Here is an 18875-nt window from a genome sequence, read left to right on the forward strand (position 1 = left end):
GTTAAAAAGTCGAAAAATAAGGATTTTTACCCCTTTAAACGTAAAAGAGTTTTAAACATTGTAAACTTTGTCGTTGATTAATTACATAAATCCAACTCATTGAGGCATAAAAACTTTAAATTTGCGACAACAAAAAAAAGAATACTATGAATTTTAGAACCGAACACGATACGATGGGTGAAGTGCAGGTGCCTGCTGATAAATATTGGGGTGCTCAAACTGAACGTTCAAGAAATAACTTCAAAATTGGTCCGGAGGCTTCTATGCCTAAAGAGATCATTCATGCTTTTGGATATTTGAAAAAAGCAGCGGCATTAGCAAATACAGAACTGGGTGTTTTATCACAAGATAAAGCAACTTTGATTGCAAAAGCTTGTGATGAGGTGATTGCAGGTAGCTTAGATGATCAATTCCCATTGGTGATTTGGCAAACGGGTTCAGGTACGCAAAGTAACATGAATGCCAATGAGGTTATCGCTTATCGTGCGCACGTTTTGAATGGTGGAGATCTGGCTGATGATAAAAAAGTTTTGCATCCTAATGATGACGTAAATAAATCACAGTCATCAAATGATACTTACCCTACTGCAATGCACATTGCGGCTTATAAACAAGCAGTTGAAGTTACGGTTCCGGGATTAGAAAAATTATATAAAACCCTTGTCGCTAAATCTGAAGAATTTGCTACAATCGTAAAAACAGGACGTACTCACTTTATGGATGCTACTCCTTTAACTCTTGGACAAGAGTTTTCGGGCTATGCACAACAAGTTAGTAATGGTCTTAGAGCTATTAAAAATGCTTTGGTAATGATCAGTGAGGTAGCTTTAGGCGGTACAGCTGTTGGTACAGGTTTAAATACGCCTAAAGGTTACGATGTATTGGTGGCTAAAAAGATAGCGGATTTAACGGGCTTGCCTTTTGTTACTGCGCCTAATAAATTCGAAGCTTTAGCTGCGCATGATGCAATGGTAGAGCTTTCTGGTGCATACAAGCGTGTGGCGGTTTCATTAATGAAAGTTGCAAATGATGTAAGGATGTTAAGCTCGGGCCCGCGTTCTGGCATCGGGGAGATCATTATTCCTGATAACGAACCGGGATCTTCTATCATGCCAGGTAAGGTTAACCCTACACAACCAGAAGCATTAACAATGGTTTGTGCTCAGGTGATTGGAAATGATGTTGCTGTAAGTATCGGTGGGGCTACAGGCCATTTTGAACTGAATGTGTTTAAACCTGTAATTGCGGCCAACGTTTTACAATCGGGACGTTTGATTGGAGATGCTTGCGTTTCATTTAATGACCATTGCGCTGCCGGAATTCTTCCAAATCTTCCAGAGATAAAAAAACATTTGGAAAACTCTTTAATGCTAGTGACGGCATTAAATCCTCATGTTGGTTACGAGAATGCAGCAAAGATTGCAAAGAAAGCACATAAAGAAAATAAAACCTTAAGAGATGCTGCAATTGAATTAGGCCTATTAACCGGTGAACAATTTGATGAGTGGGTTCGTCCAGAGGATATGGTTGGTAGTTTAAAATAAGCACTTAATATTTGTATGGGAATGTTGAGATTGGCATTTTATCTGTTGCTTATTTTGTGTGTATCTGCCTCGTGCAGAAGGTTACCTGATGTTCAGGGAAAAGGAGAAGCTTTTTTGCAAGGTATATGGAATCAAGACAGTATCAAAAATTCGGATAAACTGTTGAGTTATACACAGCATAAGTTTAAGTTTACCTGTGACTCGTTTTATGTTGACCTGACCACACACTCCAAAGTGAACTACTATTCGGACTCCTGCTTTAACGGTGGGGTGTGGAAAGAATACGCTAAAGGGGTATATGCAGTAAGGGGAGATAGCTTATTTTTAGCAGGAACTTACACTAAGGCAAATTATAAACAAAAGGTGTCGGGCTGTTACCAGATTGGAAGATATGAAAAAGCTTTTTACATTAAATCTTCTGAACCTAGCAGCCTGCATCTGGAAAGTGTAGGTAATCAAAGGGAATGTAATCTGGTTTTAAAAGAACGGATTGTTTGCGTGCCTAAAGAATTGTAATACCTGATATCGCTATGATAAGCATAATTATACATCGATGAATACGAAAAAGAGTTTAATAACTACTGGGTACAAAGCCATTTTAATTTTAGCTGTTATTCTGTACTTACCGCTAAATGCAGGAGCTTGGGGGATGCTTGGTCATAGGATAGTTGCACAAGTTGCGGAAAACCATCTGACTAATAAAGCAAGAAAAGGAGTAAAAGATATCTTAGGTAACGAAAGCCTTGCTATGGCAAGTAACTGGGGTGACTTTATAAAGTCTGATCCTACCTATGACTATTTATACAACTGGCATTTTGTAAACTTGCCTGAAGGATTAGATAAGCAAGGTGTATTTGATGTGTTGGATACTGAAAAGGGAGCGAATGTATACAATAAAGCTCTTGAAATGACTGCCACCTTAAAAAACAAGCAGAGCACCGCAGATCAGAAGTTATTGGCTATGCGGATGCTTATCCATTTGGTTGGCGACTTAAATCAGCCAATGCATACAGCTAGAAAAGAAGATTTGGGTGGAAATAAGGTTTTTGTAACCTGGTTTGGCGAAAAATCTAATCTACACAGGGTTTGGGATGAAGCGCTTATCGGTTATCAGCAGTTAAGTTATACGGAGTATGCGAATGCCATTGATTATCCATCTGCTGCTCAATTGGGTACCTGGAAAACTTATTCATTAAAGGATTATGTTTATGGATCTTATCAGGCATGCAATAAGATTTATGCTAATATTAAACCAGAAGAAAAATTGAGCTATAAGTATAATTTCGAATTTGTAGGTTTGCTTAATGAGCAGCTTTTAAAAGGTGGAATTTGCCTGGCAAGTATTCTTAATGACATTTATAAATAAGTAAATGAAGATATTAATGGTTTGTCTGGGTAATATTTGCCGTTCGCCATTGGCGGAGGGGATTATGCGCCATCTGGTAGAGGAGCAACAATTGGGTTGGGAAATCTCTTCTGCAGGTACTGGTGATTGGCATGTAAATCAGCCTGCTGACAGGAGGAGTATTGCTGTCGCCAGCAATTTTGGTTATGATATTTCTAAGCAAAGAGCTAAACATTTTAACCGGGATATGTTTGATGATTTCGATCATATCCTGGTTATGGATCAAAATAATTTGAAGGATGTATTAAAGCTTGCTTCAACTACGGAACATCGGAATAAAGTGAAGTTGTTTTTGCCGGATGAGCTTGAAGTAACAGATCCTTATTTTGATGATAAACTGTTTGAGCCCGTTTTTCTAGAAATAGAAGAGCGTTGTAAACAACTTATAGCAGAGTTTAAGTAAATACTTTGTGAAATGGAAGGTAACTTGGTACCAAAATTATTTATGATTTTACTTGGCTGTAAACCGCAAGGTAGACATACAGAACAGCATGATATTTTTTTTGCCATAGGGAATTCCATAAGTGATCTGAAGACTGATATTCTGAGTTTTTGGCCAGAAGCAAATGATAAAATCCATATTGATGCCTGGCGGGAAGTAACAGCTGTGGGGAGCTATAGTTTAAAAGTGGTACCCAAAGGAGATGTAGTGGAGACTAATGTCAATAAATTATTTTTTATCAATCTTGGAGGCTATAAACCAGGAGAATTTGATGAACTCCACTATAAAATGCTTCTGGTTGCTGATACGATGGCGGATGCCAGCAGATTAGCTAAAGAAACCACCTTTTATAAGCATACAGGGTTTGAAGGTGCTGTTTCCCATATTGATGATAGGTACGGAGTGGATGTTGATGATGCATTCGAAATAGCTGATGTTCTTTCAGAACACATGAAAAGCACGTTTCATATACAAATAGAGCCCACAACCCTCCTTTTTGAAGATGAATTACACCTTGGTTATCTGCCACTAAGCAAAGTCTGAATTTTCCCCTTTTTGTTTAGTATACAGTTGTTTATGTAAATTTGTCATATCTTTGATGCGATGAATAAAATCTGTTTCCTATTGATTTGTCTTTTTAGCGCTAATCAGGCTATGCCCCAAACAAATCCTTTCTTGTCACAACAACCACCACAAGTAAATGGGGCGGTGAATATTGTTACGTCAAATTTGGAAGAAAATAGCGGGGATACCTATTTTGCTGATGCGGAGAAAAAAGAACGGCACGGTGATTTAAATGATGCAATTACCCTATTTGGTAAAGCTGCATTTGAATACAATAGCTCTAAAAAGTTTAGCCAATATGGTTCTGCCTTATTGAGATTGGCGAATGCTCATTATCTAATGGCGCATTATGCCGAAGCGGAACAGGTGACGCTTAATGTAGCTTTAAAAAATTACGCTAAAATTGGCAGTAAAACGGGACAGATGGAATCGTATAGCCAGTTAGGTAAAATATACCTGGCAGCAGATAAGTTAACTCAATCTTTATGGTTCTATACCCAACAGGGGATACTTGCTAAACAGGTTGGCGATAACAACGCATATATAGATTCAATTTTAGGTATGGCACAGGTAAAAACGAAGAAAAAAGAATATACCCTTGCACTGAAAGACCTGAACAGGGCCGAGCTTTTAGCTAAGTCTTCAAATATGGCTAGATTTAAAAATCAAATTAGGGAAGCAAAGGCTCAAATCCCTGCTAAAGCTATGGCCAAGAAACAATTGCTGAAACAATAAATTATAAAACAAATCGTTTTTTTTGTATCATTGTCATTATAGTAATTTGACTACTTTTAGTATGTTTACAGAAAAGAGACAGTAATAATACTGTCTCTTTTCTTTTTTTTTCTAAAATTGGTATCATATTAGTACTAAATACAAAAATGGATTTTAAAATCGTAAAAGAGATGTTGAAAAAGATATTACTGGTAACCTTTACTGCCGCAGTTCTTGCATGTCACGCTGCCCCGCAACCTCAACAATTGGTTCAGGGAGTGAGCAATATTATGCCCGATGAGAAGCAGGCTTTGGTTTGTAAGGAGATAGTCGCGCTGATTGAAAATTACAATTACAAGAAGATAAAAGTTAACGATTCAATCTCTTCATTGGTATTGGATAAATATATTAAGGAGCTGGATCCATATAAATATTACTTCCAGGCATCGGATATTAAAGAGTTTGAAAAATTTAGAAATTCACTGGATGACAATTTCCGTAACGGAGATTTGAATGCGCCGTTTTATATATTCAATGTTTATTTAAAACGATATAACGAGTTTATCAATTTTGCCTTCACTGAAATTAAAGCGAAACAGAATTTTAATGCGAATGAAACTTATGTGTTTGATCGTGAAAAAATGCCTTGGGCAAAATCAAAAGCTGAGTTGGATGATATCTGGAGAAAAAGGATTAAATACGAACTGGTTAATTTAAAGATTGCCGGAACTGCTGAGGCTAAGAATCAAGAAACACTTACAAAGCGTTATCGGGCATTGAAGTCACAAGCTTCAAAGCTAAATAATCAAGATGTGTTTCAAACCATCATGGATGCATTTACTGAAACTATTGATCCGCATACAAACTATTTCAATCCGGCTAATGCACAGCAGTTTAATGAAGATATGGCTAGGTCTTTTGAAGGTATCGGGGCTAGATTACAACTGGAAAACGAAATATTGAAGATTTCGGAAGTGGTTCCAGGCGGACCTGCATTTAAAAGCAAGCTATTAAGTGCTGGCGACAGGATTATCGGTGTAGCGCAAGGTGATGGTGAATTCGAAGATATCATTGGCTGGAGAATTGAAAATTCAGTTGCTAAAATAAAAGGGCCTAAGGGTACAAAGGTTCGTCTAAAAATCATCCCTGTAGGAAAAGAGATGTCTTCTAAACCAGTTATTATAGAATTGGTGAGAGAGAAAATCGTAATGGAAGATCAGTCTGCTAAGAAGAAAGTACAGACAATCCAATCGGACGGCAAACCATACAAAATAGGAATCATTACTGTTCCTGCTTTTTATGCTGATTTTAAAGCGGCAAATGCCGGTGATCCTAATTATAAAAGCACAACACGTGATGTAAGGCTATTGATTGATACCTTAAAAAGGCTAGATAAAGTTGATGCAATTGTAATGGATTTAAGAGCAAATGGTGGCGGTTCTTTGGTTGAAGCCATTGATCTTACCGGTTTGTTTATCAATAAGGGACCTGTTGTACAGGTTAAGGACCTTAAAAACGAGGTAGAAGTAAGTGAGGATACCAATCCAGGTGTAGTATGGGATGGCCCACTGGGCGTTATGGTAGATAGATTGAGTGCTTCTGCATCTGAGATCTTTGCCGGTGCCATTCAGGATTATGGAAGAGGGATCATCATGGGGACACAAACTTATGGTAAAGGAACCGTGCAATCTTCAATCGATATGAATAAATTGGTTAATCCGTCTATTTTACAGAAGCTAGCGGCTTTGGTAAATAAAAACGGAACAATTATAAAAACAGGTAAAGAAGATGTTAAGCTCGGACAGATTAACCTTACAATGGCTAAGTTTTACCGTGTAACGGGTAGCAGTACACAACATAAAGGTGTATTGCCTGATATTCAATTCCCATCATTATATCCAATGGATAAAATAGGAGAGGATACAGAGCCTTCAGCTTTGCCTTGGGATGAAGTTAAAAAGTCTGATTTTGCTCCGGTGGCTGATCTGACGCCATTTAAATCGGAGCTTGTTAAGCTACATGAACAACGCATGGACAAATCGCCTGATTATAAAATTATGGTACAAGATATTGCTGAATCTAAAAAACGCGAAAGTGAAGTTTCGGTGCCTTTAAATGAAGCTAAATTGAAAGTAGAAAGAGACAGTCTTGAAGCTAAAAACTTGGCTAGGCTGAACTCTTTAAGAGCATCAAGAGGTTTGGCGCCTGTTAAAAAAGGAGACAAGATAAAGAAAGAAGATAATTTTGATTTTATTCAGAATGAGAGCTTAAAGATTATGGCGGACTTTATGCAGCTGGCAAATCCTAAAGGAAAACAATTTGTTAAAACTACAGGAGAGTTTAAATAAAGATTAAGTTAACGATATAAAAAAGGGGTTTTATCACGTGATAAAACCCCTTTTTTATACAAGCAAGTATTTATTTTTTGCTCTCTGTAGTTTTTTGAATTTGCATAGCCATCATTTCTTTCATGGTACGATTCATCCCTTCAGTTGAACCATCAAGGAAGATCACATTGCCTTCGCTGTTTTCTGCAAACTGTTTGATAGATTCTGTCCACATGGTGAAAAGGATTACCGAGATATCCAGGTTAGCTTCTTCCATTTCCAGAGCCGCTTTAGTCATACCATGGGCAACCTCAGCCCTAAATAAGGCAATTCCCTGTCCACGAAGCTGTGCAGCCTCACGCTCAGCAGCGGCAGCAATTTTAATTGCATTACCATCGGCTTCTGCACCTTTGGTTTTAGTAATTAATAAAGCCTGACCTTCGTTTTCTGCAGCTGCTTTTAAGTTGTTAGAGGCTACAACGCGACTCATCGAGCGCATGATCTCTTCATCAAATGTAATGTCGTTTAGTTGCAAATCCTGCAAATGATAACCCCAACTCTCCAATACCTGGTCAATCTGATGCTTAACATGGTCTACAATCTCATTACGCTGTGCAAGTACGTTGGCTTGCTTTTGTGTGGCCACGTAAGCCCTGATCGACCCTTCGATGGTACGAATCAATGCCTGCATTAAGTTAGTTGAATCTACGAACTTAAAAGCTACATTTTTAATGGTCTCTTCATCATGATTGATTACTGAATAAAGAAGCATGGCTTTGAAATATACATTTGCCTGATCCTGTGTAACTGCCTGAAAAGATAACTCTACCGATCTGTTCTGTATCGAGATTCGGGAGTGGATGGTTTCTATTAAAGGGATTTTTAGACTCAGTCCTGGGCTTAAAAGCCGTCTGTACTTTCCAAAAATTGTAACTACAGCAATTGTACCTTGTTTAACGGTAACAAATGAACTGATTAAAATGACTATCAGCACAAAAAGAATGATATACGTTGTATACATAATGGGGTTTTATAGGTTACTAATATAATGATATCAAGGTACTAAAATTCTTGTCTCATTTGAAGATTTAATAATCACATTGTTGAATTTCCATAGAGGCATGGATATTGTAATACAGTTATACTAAATCATAATCATTATGAATGTTAAACGTATTTTTGGCACTGTACTAACTATATTAGGTGTAATAGGACTTATTTACGCCGGATACGGCTTTGTAAATCATAGCATACAAAGCCGGGAACTGATTGTTGCTGGCATTATTGGATTGATATTTTTTGTGTCAGGTATCGGCTTGGTTAAAAATACAAAGGACGAGTCCTAGTTTCTCCGTTGGATTCGTCCTGCCGAAGAAAAATCTAAACGGTGTCCGGGGAAGTCCGTATCAGTTAGGGATTTAATCTTTTTGAACGCCCCGTCCTGAGTATCTACTGTCAGACGATTGATCTTGTCCTGTTTTACAGAAATAATATCAGCAAATAGGAAATCTCCTTTGCTGTTTATTTTGAGTTGTAGTAAGGGAGCAATTCCATTCGGACCTTTGAGACTGAACATACCGTAGGTGCAAAAATTGCCCAGGCTATAAGCGATGAATTTATTCTTGTATACTTCCATCGCTCTTGTAACATGAGGGCCGTGGCCTAAAACCACATCGGCACCCGCATCAATTACAGCATGAGCAAATGCGTATACATTGCCACGGTTCTCGTTGTAAAATATTTCCGTTTTCTTGGTTACATGTTCGAATTTAGCACCTTCTGCGCCACCATGAAAGGAAACAATAACAATGTCAGCTTCAGCTTTTAAGCGCTTAACCAGTTGTATCGCACTATCAACCTTATTTATCGATACGGTGTTTTCATTTGGAGCAAAGGCACAGAGAGCATACTTAACACTATCTTTTTCAAAAACACTGAAAGGATGAGATAGCAGGCCTGCGTAATTGATGTTTAGGGAATCTAAAATGGCAGCTGTTCTTGTTCTCCCTTTTAAGCCAAAATCTCCTACGTGATTGTTGGCTACACTGAGTAAGTTAAAACCGGCATTTTTGATGATACCTGCATAACGCTCAGGCATTCTGAACGCAAAACAGCTATTGCCAATGGTGTCTTTACATTTTGTAGATTTTCCATTATTTAAGAAGCAGCCTTCTAAGTTGCCAAAAATGATATCGCCTTTTAAATAATCGGCTACGGCTTTAAAACTATTTACGCCATCATCAGGGGGCAGATTGGATTTACTTGGATAAGCAGAGCCGATCATGATGTCGCCAACAGCGGTGATGGATATCGTGTCTTTTTTTACAACCTTAACGGTGTCCTGGGCAGGTAAATGTTTAGGAACACTAGCGGTATTGCTTTGGCAGCTTGAGGCGGCAAGTAGGATAGCGGTGGAGAAAAAGCCTATGGTAGAAAACTTCATCTTTAAAGATGATCTATTCTTGAATAAGATCTTCCTTCACGCCGTCTAATATACGGCCACCTTTGTAAAAATATCTTGAATAATAAGGTTCGTTTAAATTGCTAATTACTACACCACGACTTGAAGAAGCATGAGCAAAGCGATTGTCTCCAAGGTAAATTCCGATATGTGTAATACTGCGGCTTTTTATTTTGAAGAATACCAGATCTCCTTCTTTCAGTTCATCCTTAGGTAATGGGTCAACCATGCTAAAAATATCACGCGAGTTTCTTAAGATGGTAGTGTTGAAAACTTTATCATAAATTGCTTTGGTGAAAGCCGAGCAATCGATTCCTTTTTGTGTATTTCCTCCAAATCTGTAAGGAGTACCAATCCATTCGTAAATGAATTTGTATAGTTTTACGTTTGAAGTTGCATCAACTGCAACACCCATAACCTGTGAAAAATATTGTGAAGCTAAATTGTCTGGATCAGCTAATTTATTTGTTTCTTTTGTTTTCGTTTGTGCGTTGATAGCCGTAAGACTGCATAAACAAATTAGGGAGGACAACAAAAACTTTTTTATCATGTTATACTGTTAAGTTTGGGTATTAATCACTTACACTTAAACGTACACCACTACGGGCTTATTGTTTGGATGGCAAACATATACATTTTACAAATGTTATCCAAATTCGGGCAATTTTATATTGAAAGTTATCAACATTTTAACGAAAGGGTCTAAATTTTTTCCACCATATAAGTTTCTGCCAGTCGGGTTTTAAGTGCAACTTATGATTGCGTTCTGAATGATCTGTTTGCTTTTAATTTGTTATCTTGGGTATATGTGTTAATATTGACCTTGTTAGAAGGATTGCTGGCCAACATAATTTATGTAACCATTATAGGCATTTTACATCAATTGCTTCGATTTATTGCAATAAAAAAGTAGATTTGCTCTCGTAAAAAAATCAACACCCCAAAAATGAGTGCAGTAGAAATAAATAAAGATACCTATCTGAAGTGGTTTGAGTCGATGTTGCTGATGCGCAAGTTCGAAGAGAAAACCGGTCAACTTTACGGACAACAAAAAATCCGTGGATTTTGTCATTTATATATCGGTCAGGAAGCGGTAGTAGCCGGAGCAATTTCTGCTATGCAGAAAGGAGATTCCATGATTACTACTTACCGTGATCATGCTCATGCGCTGGCTTTGGGTGTAAGTGCAGATAGCATTATGGCAGAAATGTATGGTAAAGCTACTGGTTGTTCAAAAGGAAAAGGTGGTTCAATGCACATGTTCAGTAAAGAATTTCATTTCTATGGTGGGCACGGAATTGTAGGTGGACAGATTCCATTGGGAGCAGGTATTGCATTTGCTGAAAAATATAAAGGCACGAACAATGTAAATATTTGTTACATGGGTGATGGTGCTGTTCGTCAAGGTGCTTTAAACGAAGCATTCAATATGGCTATGCTTTGGAAACTTCCTGTAGTATTTGTTTGTGAGAACAATTTTTACGCAATGGGAACTTCTGTTGAGCGTACCACAAACATGACTGACATTTATAAAATAGGTTTAGGTTTTGATATGCCATGTGCTCCGGTTGACGGTATGGATCCTGTTGCAGTTCATAATGCAATGGATGAAGCTATTCAGCGTGCAAGAGCCGGTGAAGGTCCAACCTTCCTGGAAATGAGAACATACAGATACCGTGGACACTCGATGTCTGATCCAGCTAAATATCGTACTAAAGACGAATTAGAAGAATATAAAGCTAAAGATCCAATTGAGACTGTAAGAGAAGTTGTTTTGAAAGAGAAATATGCTGATCAGGCTTGGATTGAAGAAGTTGAAGGTAAGATAAAACAGATTGTGGATGATGCTGTGAAATTTGCAGAAGAATCTCCTTTCCCTGATGCATCAGAGTTATTTAAGGATGTTTATGTACAACAGGATTATCCTTACGTAAAAGATTAATTAAGAACGCATTTCAATAGATATTATAGAATGGCTGAAATAGTTAGAATGCCCAAAATGAGCGACACCATGACTGAAGGTGTAATGGCTAAATGGCATAAAAAAGTTGGCGATAAAGTTAAAAGCGGTGATGTAATGGCCGAAGTGGAAACCGATAAGGCGACCATGGATTTAGAATCATATTGGGATGGTACCATTTTATACATAGGTGTAGAAGAAGGTAAAGCTGTTCCAGTTGATGCTGTTATTGCGGTTATAGGTAAAGAAGGCGAAGATTATAAAGCTGCCCTTGATGCTGAAAGCGCCGTTAGTGCTGCTCCAGCTGCAGAGACTAAACCTGCTGAAGCAGCGAAAGAAGAAAGTACTTCTGCTGCGGCGACTGGTTTAAGCGAAGCTGATTTGGAGAAAATGGGTGTTACTGTCGTAAGAATGCCTTTGCTAAGCGATACTATGACTGAAGGCGTAATTGCTGAATGGCATAAAAAAGTTGGTGATAAAGTTAAAGACGATGATATCCTTGCTGATGTAGAAACCGATAAGGCTACTATGGAAGTGATGGGGTATGCTGCAGGAACTTTATTGCATATCGGTGTTGAAAAAGGTCAGGCAGCGAAAGTAAATGGCATTATTGCTATTGTTGGCCCTGCTGGAACTGACATCAGTGGAATTCTTAGTCAAGGTGATGCTCCTGCAAAACCTGTTGCTGATAAAACATCTGATGCTCCGGTAGCAGAGAAAGCTGCTGCAACAGAAGAAGCTCCGGTTTCATCGACTAGTACAGATCGCGTAAAGGCATCTCCATTAGCAAAAAGAATCGCAAAAGATAAAGGAATTGATCTTGCACAGGTTGCAGGTAGCGCAGATGGTGGGCGTATCATTAAGAAAGATATCGAAAACTTTAAGTCTGCTCCAGCGGCTGCAAAAGCAGAATCTTCATCAGCTCCGGCTGCAGAGAAAGCAGCGCCAGTTATTCCTCAATATGTAGGTGAAGAAAGATATACTGAGAAGCCTGTATCGCAAATGCGTAAGGTTATCGCTAAACGTTTAGCAGAAAGCTTGTTTACTGCTCCACATTTCTACTTAAATATTAGTATTGATATGGACAATGCAATGACTGCACGTACGGCTATTAATTCAGTTGCTCCAGTTAAAGTTTCATTCAACGATATTATCATTAAAGCTGTTGCTGTTGCGTTAAAACAACATCCTGCAGTTAACTCTTCATGGAGAGGTGATAAAATCCGTTTCAATGAGCATACAAACATTGGTGTAGCAATGGCTGTAGAAGATGGCTTATTGGTTCCTGTAGTTCGTTTTGCTGATGGTAAATCACTATCTCATATCTCTGCAGAGGTTAAAGAATACGGACAGAAAGCAAAAGCTAAAAAATTACAACCATCGGATTGGGAAGGATCTACTTTTACAGTTTCTAACCTGGGTATGTTTGGTATTGATGAATTTACATCAATCATCAATTCTCCTGATGGAGCAATCCTATCTGTAGGTGCGATACAACAAATTCCTGTCGTTAAAAACGGAGCAGTTGTACCGGGTAACGTGATGAAGCTGAGCTTAGGCTGTGATCACCGTGTGGTTGATGGGGCTACAGGTGCTGCTTTCTTGCAAACACTTAAAGGATTATTAGAAGAGCCAATTAGATTATTGGTTTAACTTTCAAATCATAAAAATACAAAAGGTTGTCTGCGTAAAAGCAGACAACCTTTTTTTATGCCCGTTAGTTTTGTACTTTTGCGCTCATGTCGAATATCAAACCCTCTTTAGCAAAAGGAACCAGAGATTTTTCTCCTCAGGAAATGGTGAAACGTAATTTTATTTTTGATACTGTTAAAAAGGTATTTAAGAAATACGGTTATGCCGAAATACAAACCCCTTCAATGGAGAATCTTTCGACTTTAACAGGTAAGTATGGTGATGAGGGGGATAAACTGATATTTAAGATATTAAACAGCGGAGATTACCTTTCTAAAGTAAAACCTGATTTATTGGCGCAAGCCAATTCAAATGCGATGATTTCATCCATTAGTGAAAAGGCTTTAAGGTATGATTTAACCGTGCCCTTTGCGCGTTACGTTGTGATGCATCAGAATGACATTTCATTGCCCTTTAAACGTTTCCAGGTGCAGCCAGTATGGCGTGCTGATAGACCGCAAAAGGGACGTTACAGAGAGTTTTATCAATGTGATGTGGATGTGGTAGGCTCAGATAGTTTATTAAATGAGGCAGAGTTTATTCTGATCTACCAGGAAGCGTTGAGCAATCTGGGATTAAAAGACTTTACTATAAAAATCAATAATCGTAAAATATTATCGGGTATTGCTGAAGTAATTGGCAAACCAGAACTGATTATTGATATGACCGTGGCTATAGATAAGCTAGATAAAATTGGTCTGGATGGAGTAACCAAAGAACTGATAGAACGCGGTTTTACTGAAGATGATATTGAGAAATTAAAACCTGTTATCTTATTGGAAGGCTCAAATGAGCAGAAAATGGAGAGCTTAAAATCTGTACTGGCAACTTCCGAAACTGGCCTAACCGGGATAAAGGAAATAGAATCGGTATTTGATTATGTAAAAGAAATGCTGAAAGCCGATTCTTCTTTAAAACCTAATGTGGAGCTTGATATCACGCTAGCGCGTGGATTAAACTATTACACAGGCTGTATTTTTGAAGTTAAAACCAATGAGGTAGCCATGGGCAGCATCGGCGGTGGCGGAAGATACGATGACTTAACCGGTATGTTTGGTTTAAAGGGTTTAACTGGAGTTGGTGTCTCTTTTGGGGCTGATAGGATTTATGACGTATTACAGGAACTAAACCTTTTTCCTGAATCTGCTGCTGTTGGCACAAAGGTATTGATTAGTAATTTCGATCATGACGCCGAAAGATACGCGCTGCCGATCTTACAGCGTTTGCGTGCGGAAAATATCGCTGCAGAGTTATATCCTGCCTCAGCGAAGCTTAAAAAGCAAATGAGCTATGCAGATGATAAGCAGATCCCATATGTGATATTGATCGGAAGTGATGAAATGCAAACAGGCTTGCTCACATTAAAAGAGATGCAAAGTGGACAGCAACAAAAGCTATCTGCCGAAGCCATCATTGAATTGTTAAAAGCTAATTAAGCTTTTCCAACCATAAAGCTTTTCAGTTTTTTCTTTGCAGTAGTACTGACCTTATTTCTGAGGAAGCTGGTCCATCCCAGTAATATGCCGGTCAAGCCAAGGGACTGTCTTGCCCATCGGTAGAAGTTGAAGTGGTCTGTATGTTTGACTATTTTTCCATTTTCAATCAGGAAAGAAGCTTTTATGGAATTATGAACCTTATTGCCTGTCGCAGAAAAAGTATACCAGGCATCCCATTCGGCAGTTGCACCATCTTCATTACCTTTAATGTTTTTGAACTCAATGCGCATATCCTTGCCACTCTTCAATAGCATGGCCCACATCGATCTGACTTCTGCAGCATTTAAATTCGTAAATGCGGGATCGCTAAACGTCGCATCAGCTGCATAACAGTCTTGCATCGCTTGTATGTCTTTTCGTTGAAAGCTAGTATAAAAATGTTGGATAAGTTGTTCGTTGTCGTTCATAGTAAGATCTTTTAGTTTAATCTACGAATTTGGCCCACAGGGCTAGTATGTCTTTCCGGCAAGAATACCCTCAATTCTATCCAGTAGTTCGTCAATGTCAAACGGTTTTGGTAAAAAACCATTTGGCTTGTATTCTCCGTGCTGTATGTTCTGTGCGGTATATTTTGCAGAGATCATCAGGACAGGTAACTTCTCTGTTGGTTGATTTGTTCTTAGCTGTTTTAACAAATTTCTTCCATCTCCGTCAGGAAGCATGATATCAAGAATAAGAAGATCCGGCTTATTCAGATCAATGTGCATCATCATATCTGCACTTTTACTTAATCCGGTTACCTTATAGGATTCACTTTGCAGAATTAAAGTGATCACATCAAGAATGGCGTTATTATCCTCAATGACAAGGATATTTTTAAATGTTACAGCTTTTTTTTTCAAAGTCGGAGGCGATTTATAATTACAAAGATATTAAGTACGACGATTTGTTTATATATTATTTGTTTTTTTTAAACAATAATATTTATGGATGGGTGACCCGACCTAAGTAAACTAATTACAAATAATAAAAAATATGTATTTCGATGAAACCTTTTGCTATTATTATAGTCTTATATATAGTTTTTAGTTTTAGGTTAAAAAAGGGGAGCAATTGTGGCGATTGTTCCTCTTTTTTTATTTGTACAATTCTCGTCATAGATTGGCAATGATTATAAATCATTGGATATAATTATACAGAATTTATTAGTTTTGACTCGAATTGGGGAAAAGACATTTACATATCCATCGGATATTATCGGTTTTGTTGTTATGGGTATTTGCCATAGCACTCACTCCCTTTGGTGCCTTTCACAATCACCATCACGATGAACCTAAGTGCTCTGTTCATGAAAAAACATGTACCCATAAATTGCATGTTACCAATAAAGCGGAACATTGTTTAATCTGTGAAGCTCATTTCGAAAAAAATTACATTACCACTAAACATCAATTTCAGGTTTACCTGATTTGGAAACCTATATCCAAATCCTACCACACCATAAGTGGGTCTTATACAGAATTAATTGACCTGGCACTTCGGGGTCCTCCTGTAGCCTAATTGCCAATTTACAGGTAGTACACCTGTTTTCCTTTAATTATTATTTTGATGGATCAGCATGTGCTTGTATGCCGGTGCCGTCGTTTAAACAATTTATTCTGATGAAAAGAGTACATCTTTTACTATTTATAGCACTATATCTATTTTTTCCGGTATTGAGTTTCGCTACCGAAGTTGCCCAGTTTAGAGGTAAGGTTATCGACGCTGATACGAAGTCTCCGCTTCCAGGCGCAACCATTTACATTACAGATCTAAAAGCCATTACAAGCACTAACGAACAAGGGGAGTTTATTCTGAAAAATGTACCCGCAAAAGGGAAGTTTTTGCTAGAAGTTCGTTTTGTGGGCTACAAAACATATTCTGTACTAGTTGATCTGGGCAGCCAACATAACTTAGTGATTCCTTTATCGGCCTCAGTTATCGAGAGTGCAGAGGTGGTCATCACTGGCACACCCTTTAGTTCTAACAATAAAACCAATAGTTTATCAGTGGTTACAGTTGGCAAAACAAAACTTGCGCAATCTGGAGGTACAAACCTGATTGATGCAATTGCTAAAATCCCGGGTGTTTCTCAGGTAAGCACCGGTGGAGCTATCTCTAAACCAATCATAAGAGGCCTTGGCTACAACAGAGTTCTAACAATGGTTGATGGTGCAAGAGAAGAAGCGCAGCAATGGGGTGATGAGCACGGTATCCAGGTTGATCAGTTCTCAGCAGCAAGGATTGAGATTTTAAAAGGACCAGCAAGTTTATTGTATGGTTCGGATGCATTGGGTGGTGTAATTAATGTGATCGATGATCTAGTGCCTGCACCAGGTGTATACAATGGTGCGTTTAGTTCTACCTATAGTACAAATAACGGACTAAGCGCCTCTTCATTAATGCTGCAAGGAAACGATGATGGCTTTGTTTATCGCGGACGTGCATCTTATAAAAATGCATACGGTTTTGGGTATAAAAATACCACTGTGCCAAATTCTGGGTTTAATGAGCTAGATTTCAATGGAATGTTGGGCTTAAATAAAAGTTGGGGCTATTCTCATCTTAGCTTCTCCCGGTTTCATACCAATATCGGACTTGTCGAAAATGGGCCGAATGCAGATGGTAACTTTGTAAATGAAGACGCGGATGTGATCCCCCAATCGGAAGCGAAGGAAAGAGCAGTCGGTTTGCCATTCCAAAACCTGACACATTATAGAGCCGCTTTGAACAGTAATTTTATCCTGGGAAAGGGACAATTGAAAACCGTATTTGCTTTCCAGAGTAATATTAGAAAAGAGTTTGAAGAAAGTGCGCAGGAGCCAGGTTTAAACTTAAACCTCAAATCATATACCTATGATGTAAAGTACAACTTCCCTAATCTTGGCGAGTGGCAACCCGCAGTTGGTGTGCAAGGCATGTATCAAAATAACGTGAATAGTGGTGAGGAGTTTCTGATCCCCGATTATAACAGCAACAACATCGGTGCTTTTGTTTATTTGAAACGAAATTTCACAAAAGGGGCGATCAATGCAGGTGTTCGTTACGATTACAAAAAGATGAATGGTAAAGATTTGAGCTTTAATGGAGAACAGATTTTTAATGGCTTTAACAACGAGTTCTCTAATGTGTCTGGTTCATTGGGCTTCGCTTTCGAAGTTGCAAAAAATCTGGTGCTTAAAGGCAATGCTGGTTCGGGCTTCAGAGCACCAAACATTGCCGAGCTTGGTGCTAATGGTCGACATGAAGGAACCTTTAGGTACGAGATTGGTAACAGCAATTTGAAGCAGGAAACCAGTCTGCAGTTCGACCTTGGATTGGAGTATACAGCCGAACAGGTAACCTTTGGTTTAAATGCGTATGCTAATAGGATCTTTAATTACATTTATCCCGGAAACTTTAACAATGAGACCATGCCTTTCGATAATGAGGATGGGAGCGTAGAAACTTTACCAGTTTATCGTTATGTGCAAACCAATGCCGATTTATTTGGTGGCGAGGCTTCTGTTGATTTTCACATCGTGAAATCCCTGCATTTTGAAAACTCCTTCTCTTATACGAAAGGTGTGAATAGGGCTAATGATGAGGCTTTGCCATTCATTCCAGCGGCCAGTATCAGCAATGAAATACGCTTTGAACCAAATGTAAAAGGATTAGCCGATACTTACTTTAAAGTAGGTGTTACAAACACATTTAAACAAGCTCGTTTTGATAGTTTTGAAACACAGACTAATGGTTACACACTATTGGATGCGGGTTTTGGTACAAGCTTCAATACGGGTAAAGGCAAACTGAATGTTTGGGTAACCGGACAAAACCTTTTAAATAAGGAATATTACAATCACCTAAGTAGGTACAAGCCAGTAGGTATTTATAACCCGGGTCGTAATGTTACATTCGGGATTAGTGTTCCCTTTTTATAGTCGGAGGTAACTCTTTGTAAGGCTGTATCATTAAGCGCTATTGTAATGCGCATCGTCATCCTGAATTTTTTTCACTGTTGTCCGGAGAAAATGATAAAACACAAAAAAAGCGGCTTAATAAATCATTAGGCCGCTTTTATATTTTAAAATTGATTTCAAAGCCCCCAAAGCTAAGCTGATTAGTTTTAAGTGCTACAGGTAACTTATCTGGGTCGTTTAAAAAAGTGAAAAGATTAATGTAACTCATCAGATGTAGTCTTATAATTGAACTAAGGTTCGAGAAAGACCATTTTCTTTTAAGCTGCACTTGAATCAGTTTGACCAGTAAATCAGATATAAACGCACACCATATCTGTATCTTAATTGCA

The 18875-nt window shown here is 38.3% G+C and carries 17 protein-coding genes and 1 pseudogene; 12 read left to right on the plus strand and 6 right to left on the minus strand.

Annotated features, from left to right (window positions below; translation table 11 throughout):
• Window positions 1-146 precede the first annotated feature (146 nt).
• The 7 genes from fumC to FBD94_RS24610 all read left to right on the plus strand — a co-directional run bounded on the left by fumC (window position 147) and on the right by FBD94_RS24610 (window position 7017).
• Window positions 147-1544, plus strand: a complete 1398-nt coding sequence (fumC, locus tag FBD94_RS24580; protein ID WP_131607936.1) for a class II fumarate hydratase — start codon at window positions 147-149, stop codon at window positions 1542-1544.
• Window positions 1545-1559: 15 nt separating this feature from the next.
• On the plus strand, window positions 1560-2060 hold the full coding sequence (locus FBD94_RS24585; protein WP_136882180.1) for a fumarate hydratase: 501 nt from the start codon (window positions 1560-1562) through the stop codon (window positions 2058-2060).
• Window positions 2061-2097: 37 nt separating this feature from the next.
• Window positions 2098-2910 (plus strand): S1/P1 nuclease, encoded by an 813-nt coding sequence (locus FBD94_RS24590; RefSeq protein WP_136882181.1) that lies wholly within the window; start codon window positions 2098-2100, stop codon window positions 2908-2910.
• A gap of 4 nt (window positions 2911-2914) precedes the next feature.
• On the plus strand, window positions 2915-3352 hold the full coding sequence (locus FBD94_RS24595) for a low molecular weight protein-tyrosine-phosphatase (protein ID WP_131607939.1): 438 nt from the start codon (window positions 2915-2917) through the stop codon (window positions 3350-3352).
• A 12-nt stretch (window positions 3353-3364) separates the two neighbouring features.
• Window positions 3365-3934, plus strand: a complete 570-nt coding sequence (locus FBD94_RS24600) for a DUF1543 domain-containing protein (protein ID WP_136882182.1) — start codon at window positions 3365-3367, stop codon at window positions 3932-3934.
• Window positions 3935-3994: 60 nt separating this feature from the next.
• Entirely contained in the window at window positions 3995-4690 is a 696-nt protein-coding gene (locus tag FBD94_RS24605) for a tetratricopeptide repeat protein (RefSeq protein WP_136882183.1), read from the plus strand.
• A gap of 146 nt (window positions 4691-4836) precedes the next feature.
• Window positions 4837-7017, plus strand: a complete 2181-nt coding sequence (locus tag FBD94_RS24610) for a carboxy terminal-processing peptidase (RefSeq protein WP_136882184.1) — start codon at window positions 4837-4839, stop codon at window positions 7015-7017.
• 70 nt (window positions 7018-7087) lie between these two features.
• On the opposite strand, the gene FBD94_RS24615 is transcribed toward FBD94_RS24610, so the two are convergent.
• Window positions 7088-8017, minus strand: a complete 930-nt coding sequence (locus FBD94_RS24615) for an SPFH domain-containing protein (protein ID WP_136882185.1) — start codon at window positions 8015-8017, stop codon at window positions 7088-7090.
• 139 nt (window positions 8018-8156) lie between these two features.
• Here FBD94_RS24615 and FBD94_RS24620 point away from each other — a divergent pair, with 139 nt between their 5' ends.
• Complete coding sequence (locus FBD94_RS24620) at window positions 8157-8342, plus strand: hypothetical protein (protein ID WP_131607943.1); 186 nt, start codon at window positions 8157-8159, stop codon at window positions 8340-8342.
• On the opposite strand, the gene FBD94_RS24625 is transcribed toward FBD94_RS24620, so the two are convergent.
• Window positions 8339-9439 (minus strand): CapA family protein, encoded by a 1101-nt coding sequence (locus FBD94_RS24625; protein ID WP_136882186.1) that lies wholly within the window; start codon window positions 9437-9439, stop codon window positions 8339-8341. The two genes, FBD94_RS24620 and FBD94_RS24625, sit on opposite strands and share 4 nt — an antisense overlap.
• 13 nt (window positions 9440-9452) lie before the next feature.
• Window positions 9453-10007: a C40 family peptidase gene (locus tag FBD94_RS24630; RefSeq protein WP_131607945.1), complete on the minus strand. Its 555-nt coding sequence runs from the start codon at window positions 10005-10007 to the stop codon at window positions 9453-9455.
• Between the two features lie 396 nt (window positions 10008-10403).
• Here FBD94_RS24630 and pdhA point away from each other — a divergent pair, with 396 nt between their 5' ends.
• From pdhA to hisS, 3 genes are all read left to right on the plus strand, one after another.
• Window positions 10404-11399: a pyruvate dehydrogenase (acetyl-transferring) E1 component subunit alpha gene (pdhA, locus tag FBD94_RS24635; protein ID WP_131607946.1), complete on the plus strand. Its 996-nt coding sequence runs from the start codon at window positions 10404-10406 to the stop codon at window positions 11397-11399.
• Window positions 11400-11429: 30 nt separating this feature from the next.
• Window positions 11430-13070 carry a pyruvate dehydrogenase complex dihydrolipoamide acetyltransferase gene (locus FBD94_RS24640; RefSeq protein WP_131607947.1) on the plus strand — a complete coding sequence of 547 codons (1641 nt, stop codon included), beginning with the start codon at window positions 11430-11432 and terminating at the stop codon, window positions 13068-13070.
• A gap of 86 nt (window positions 13071-13156) precedes the next feature.
• Window positions 13157-14545, plus strand: a complete 1389-nt coding sequence (gene hisS, locus FBD94_RS24645; protein ID WP_136882187.1) for a histidine--tRNA ligase — start codon at window positions 13157-13159, stop codon at window positions 14543-14545.
• Here hisS and FBD94_RS24650 read toward each other — a convergent pair.
• Both FBD94_RS24650 and FBD94_RS24655 read right to left on the minus strand, forming a co-directional pair.
• The gene (locus tag FBD94_RS24650; RefSeq protein ID WP_136882188.1) at window positions 14542-15012 is read right to left on the minus strand and encodes a nuclear transport factor 2 family protein; all 471 of its coding nucleotides are present in this window, start codon (window positions 15010-15012) and stop codon (window positions 14542-14544) included. The two genes, hisS and FBD94_RS24650, sit on opposite strands and share 4 nt — an antisense overlap.
• A gap of 42 nt (window positions 15013-15054) precedes the next feature.
• The gene (locus tag FBD94_RS24655) at window positions 15055-15447 is read right to left on the minus strand and encodes a response regulator transcription factor (protein WP_131607950.1); all 393 of its coding nucleotides are present in this window, start codon (window positions 15445-15447) and stop codon (window positions 15055-15057) included.
• A gap of 759 nt (window positions 15448-16206) precedes the next feature.
• Here FBD94_RS24655 and FBD94_RS24660 point away from each other — a divergent pair.
• Window positions 16207-18507, plus strand: a complete 2301-nt coding sequence (locus FBD94_RS24660) for a TonB-dependent receptor (RefSeq protein WP_136882189.1) — start codon at window positions 16207-16209, stop codon at window positions 18505-18507.
• Window positions 18508-18643: 136 nt separating this feature from the next.
• Here FBD94_RS24660 and FBD94_RS26180 read toward each other — a convergent pair.
• Window positions 18644-18875: pseudogene (locus FBD94_RS26180) on the minus strand (hypothetical protein); the annotation flags it as partial.

This window comes from Pedobacter hiemivivus (assembly GCF_005144565.1).
In the GTDB taxonomy this organism is placed as follows: domain Bacteria; phylum Bacteroidota; class Bacteroidia; order Sphingobacteriales; family Sphingobacteriaceae; genus Pedobacter; species Pedobacter hiemivivus.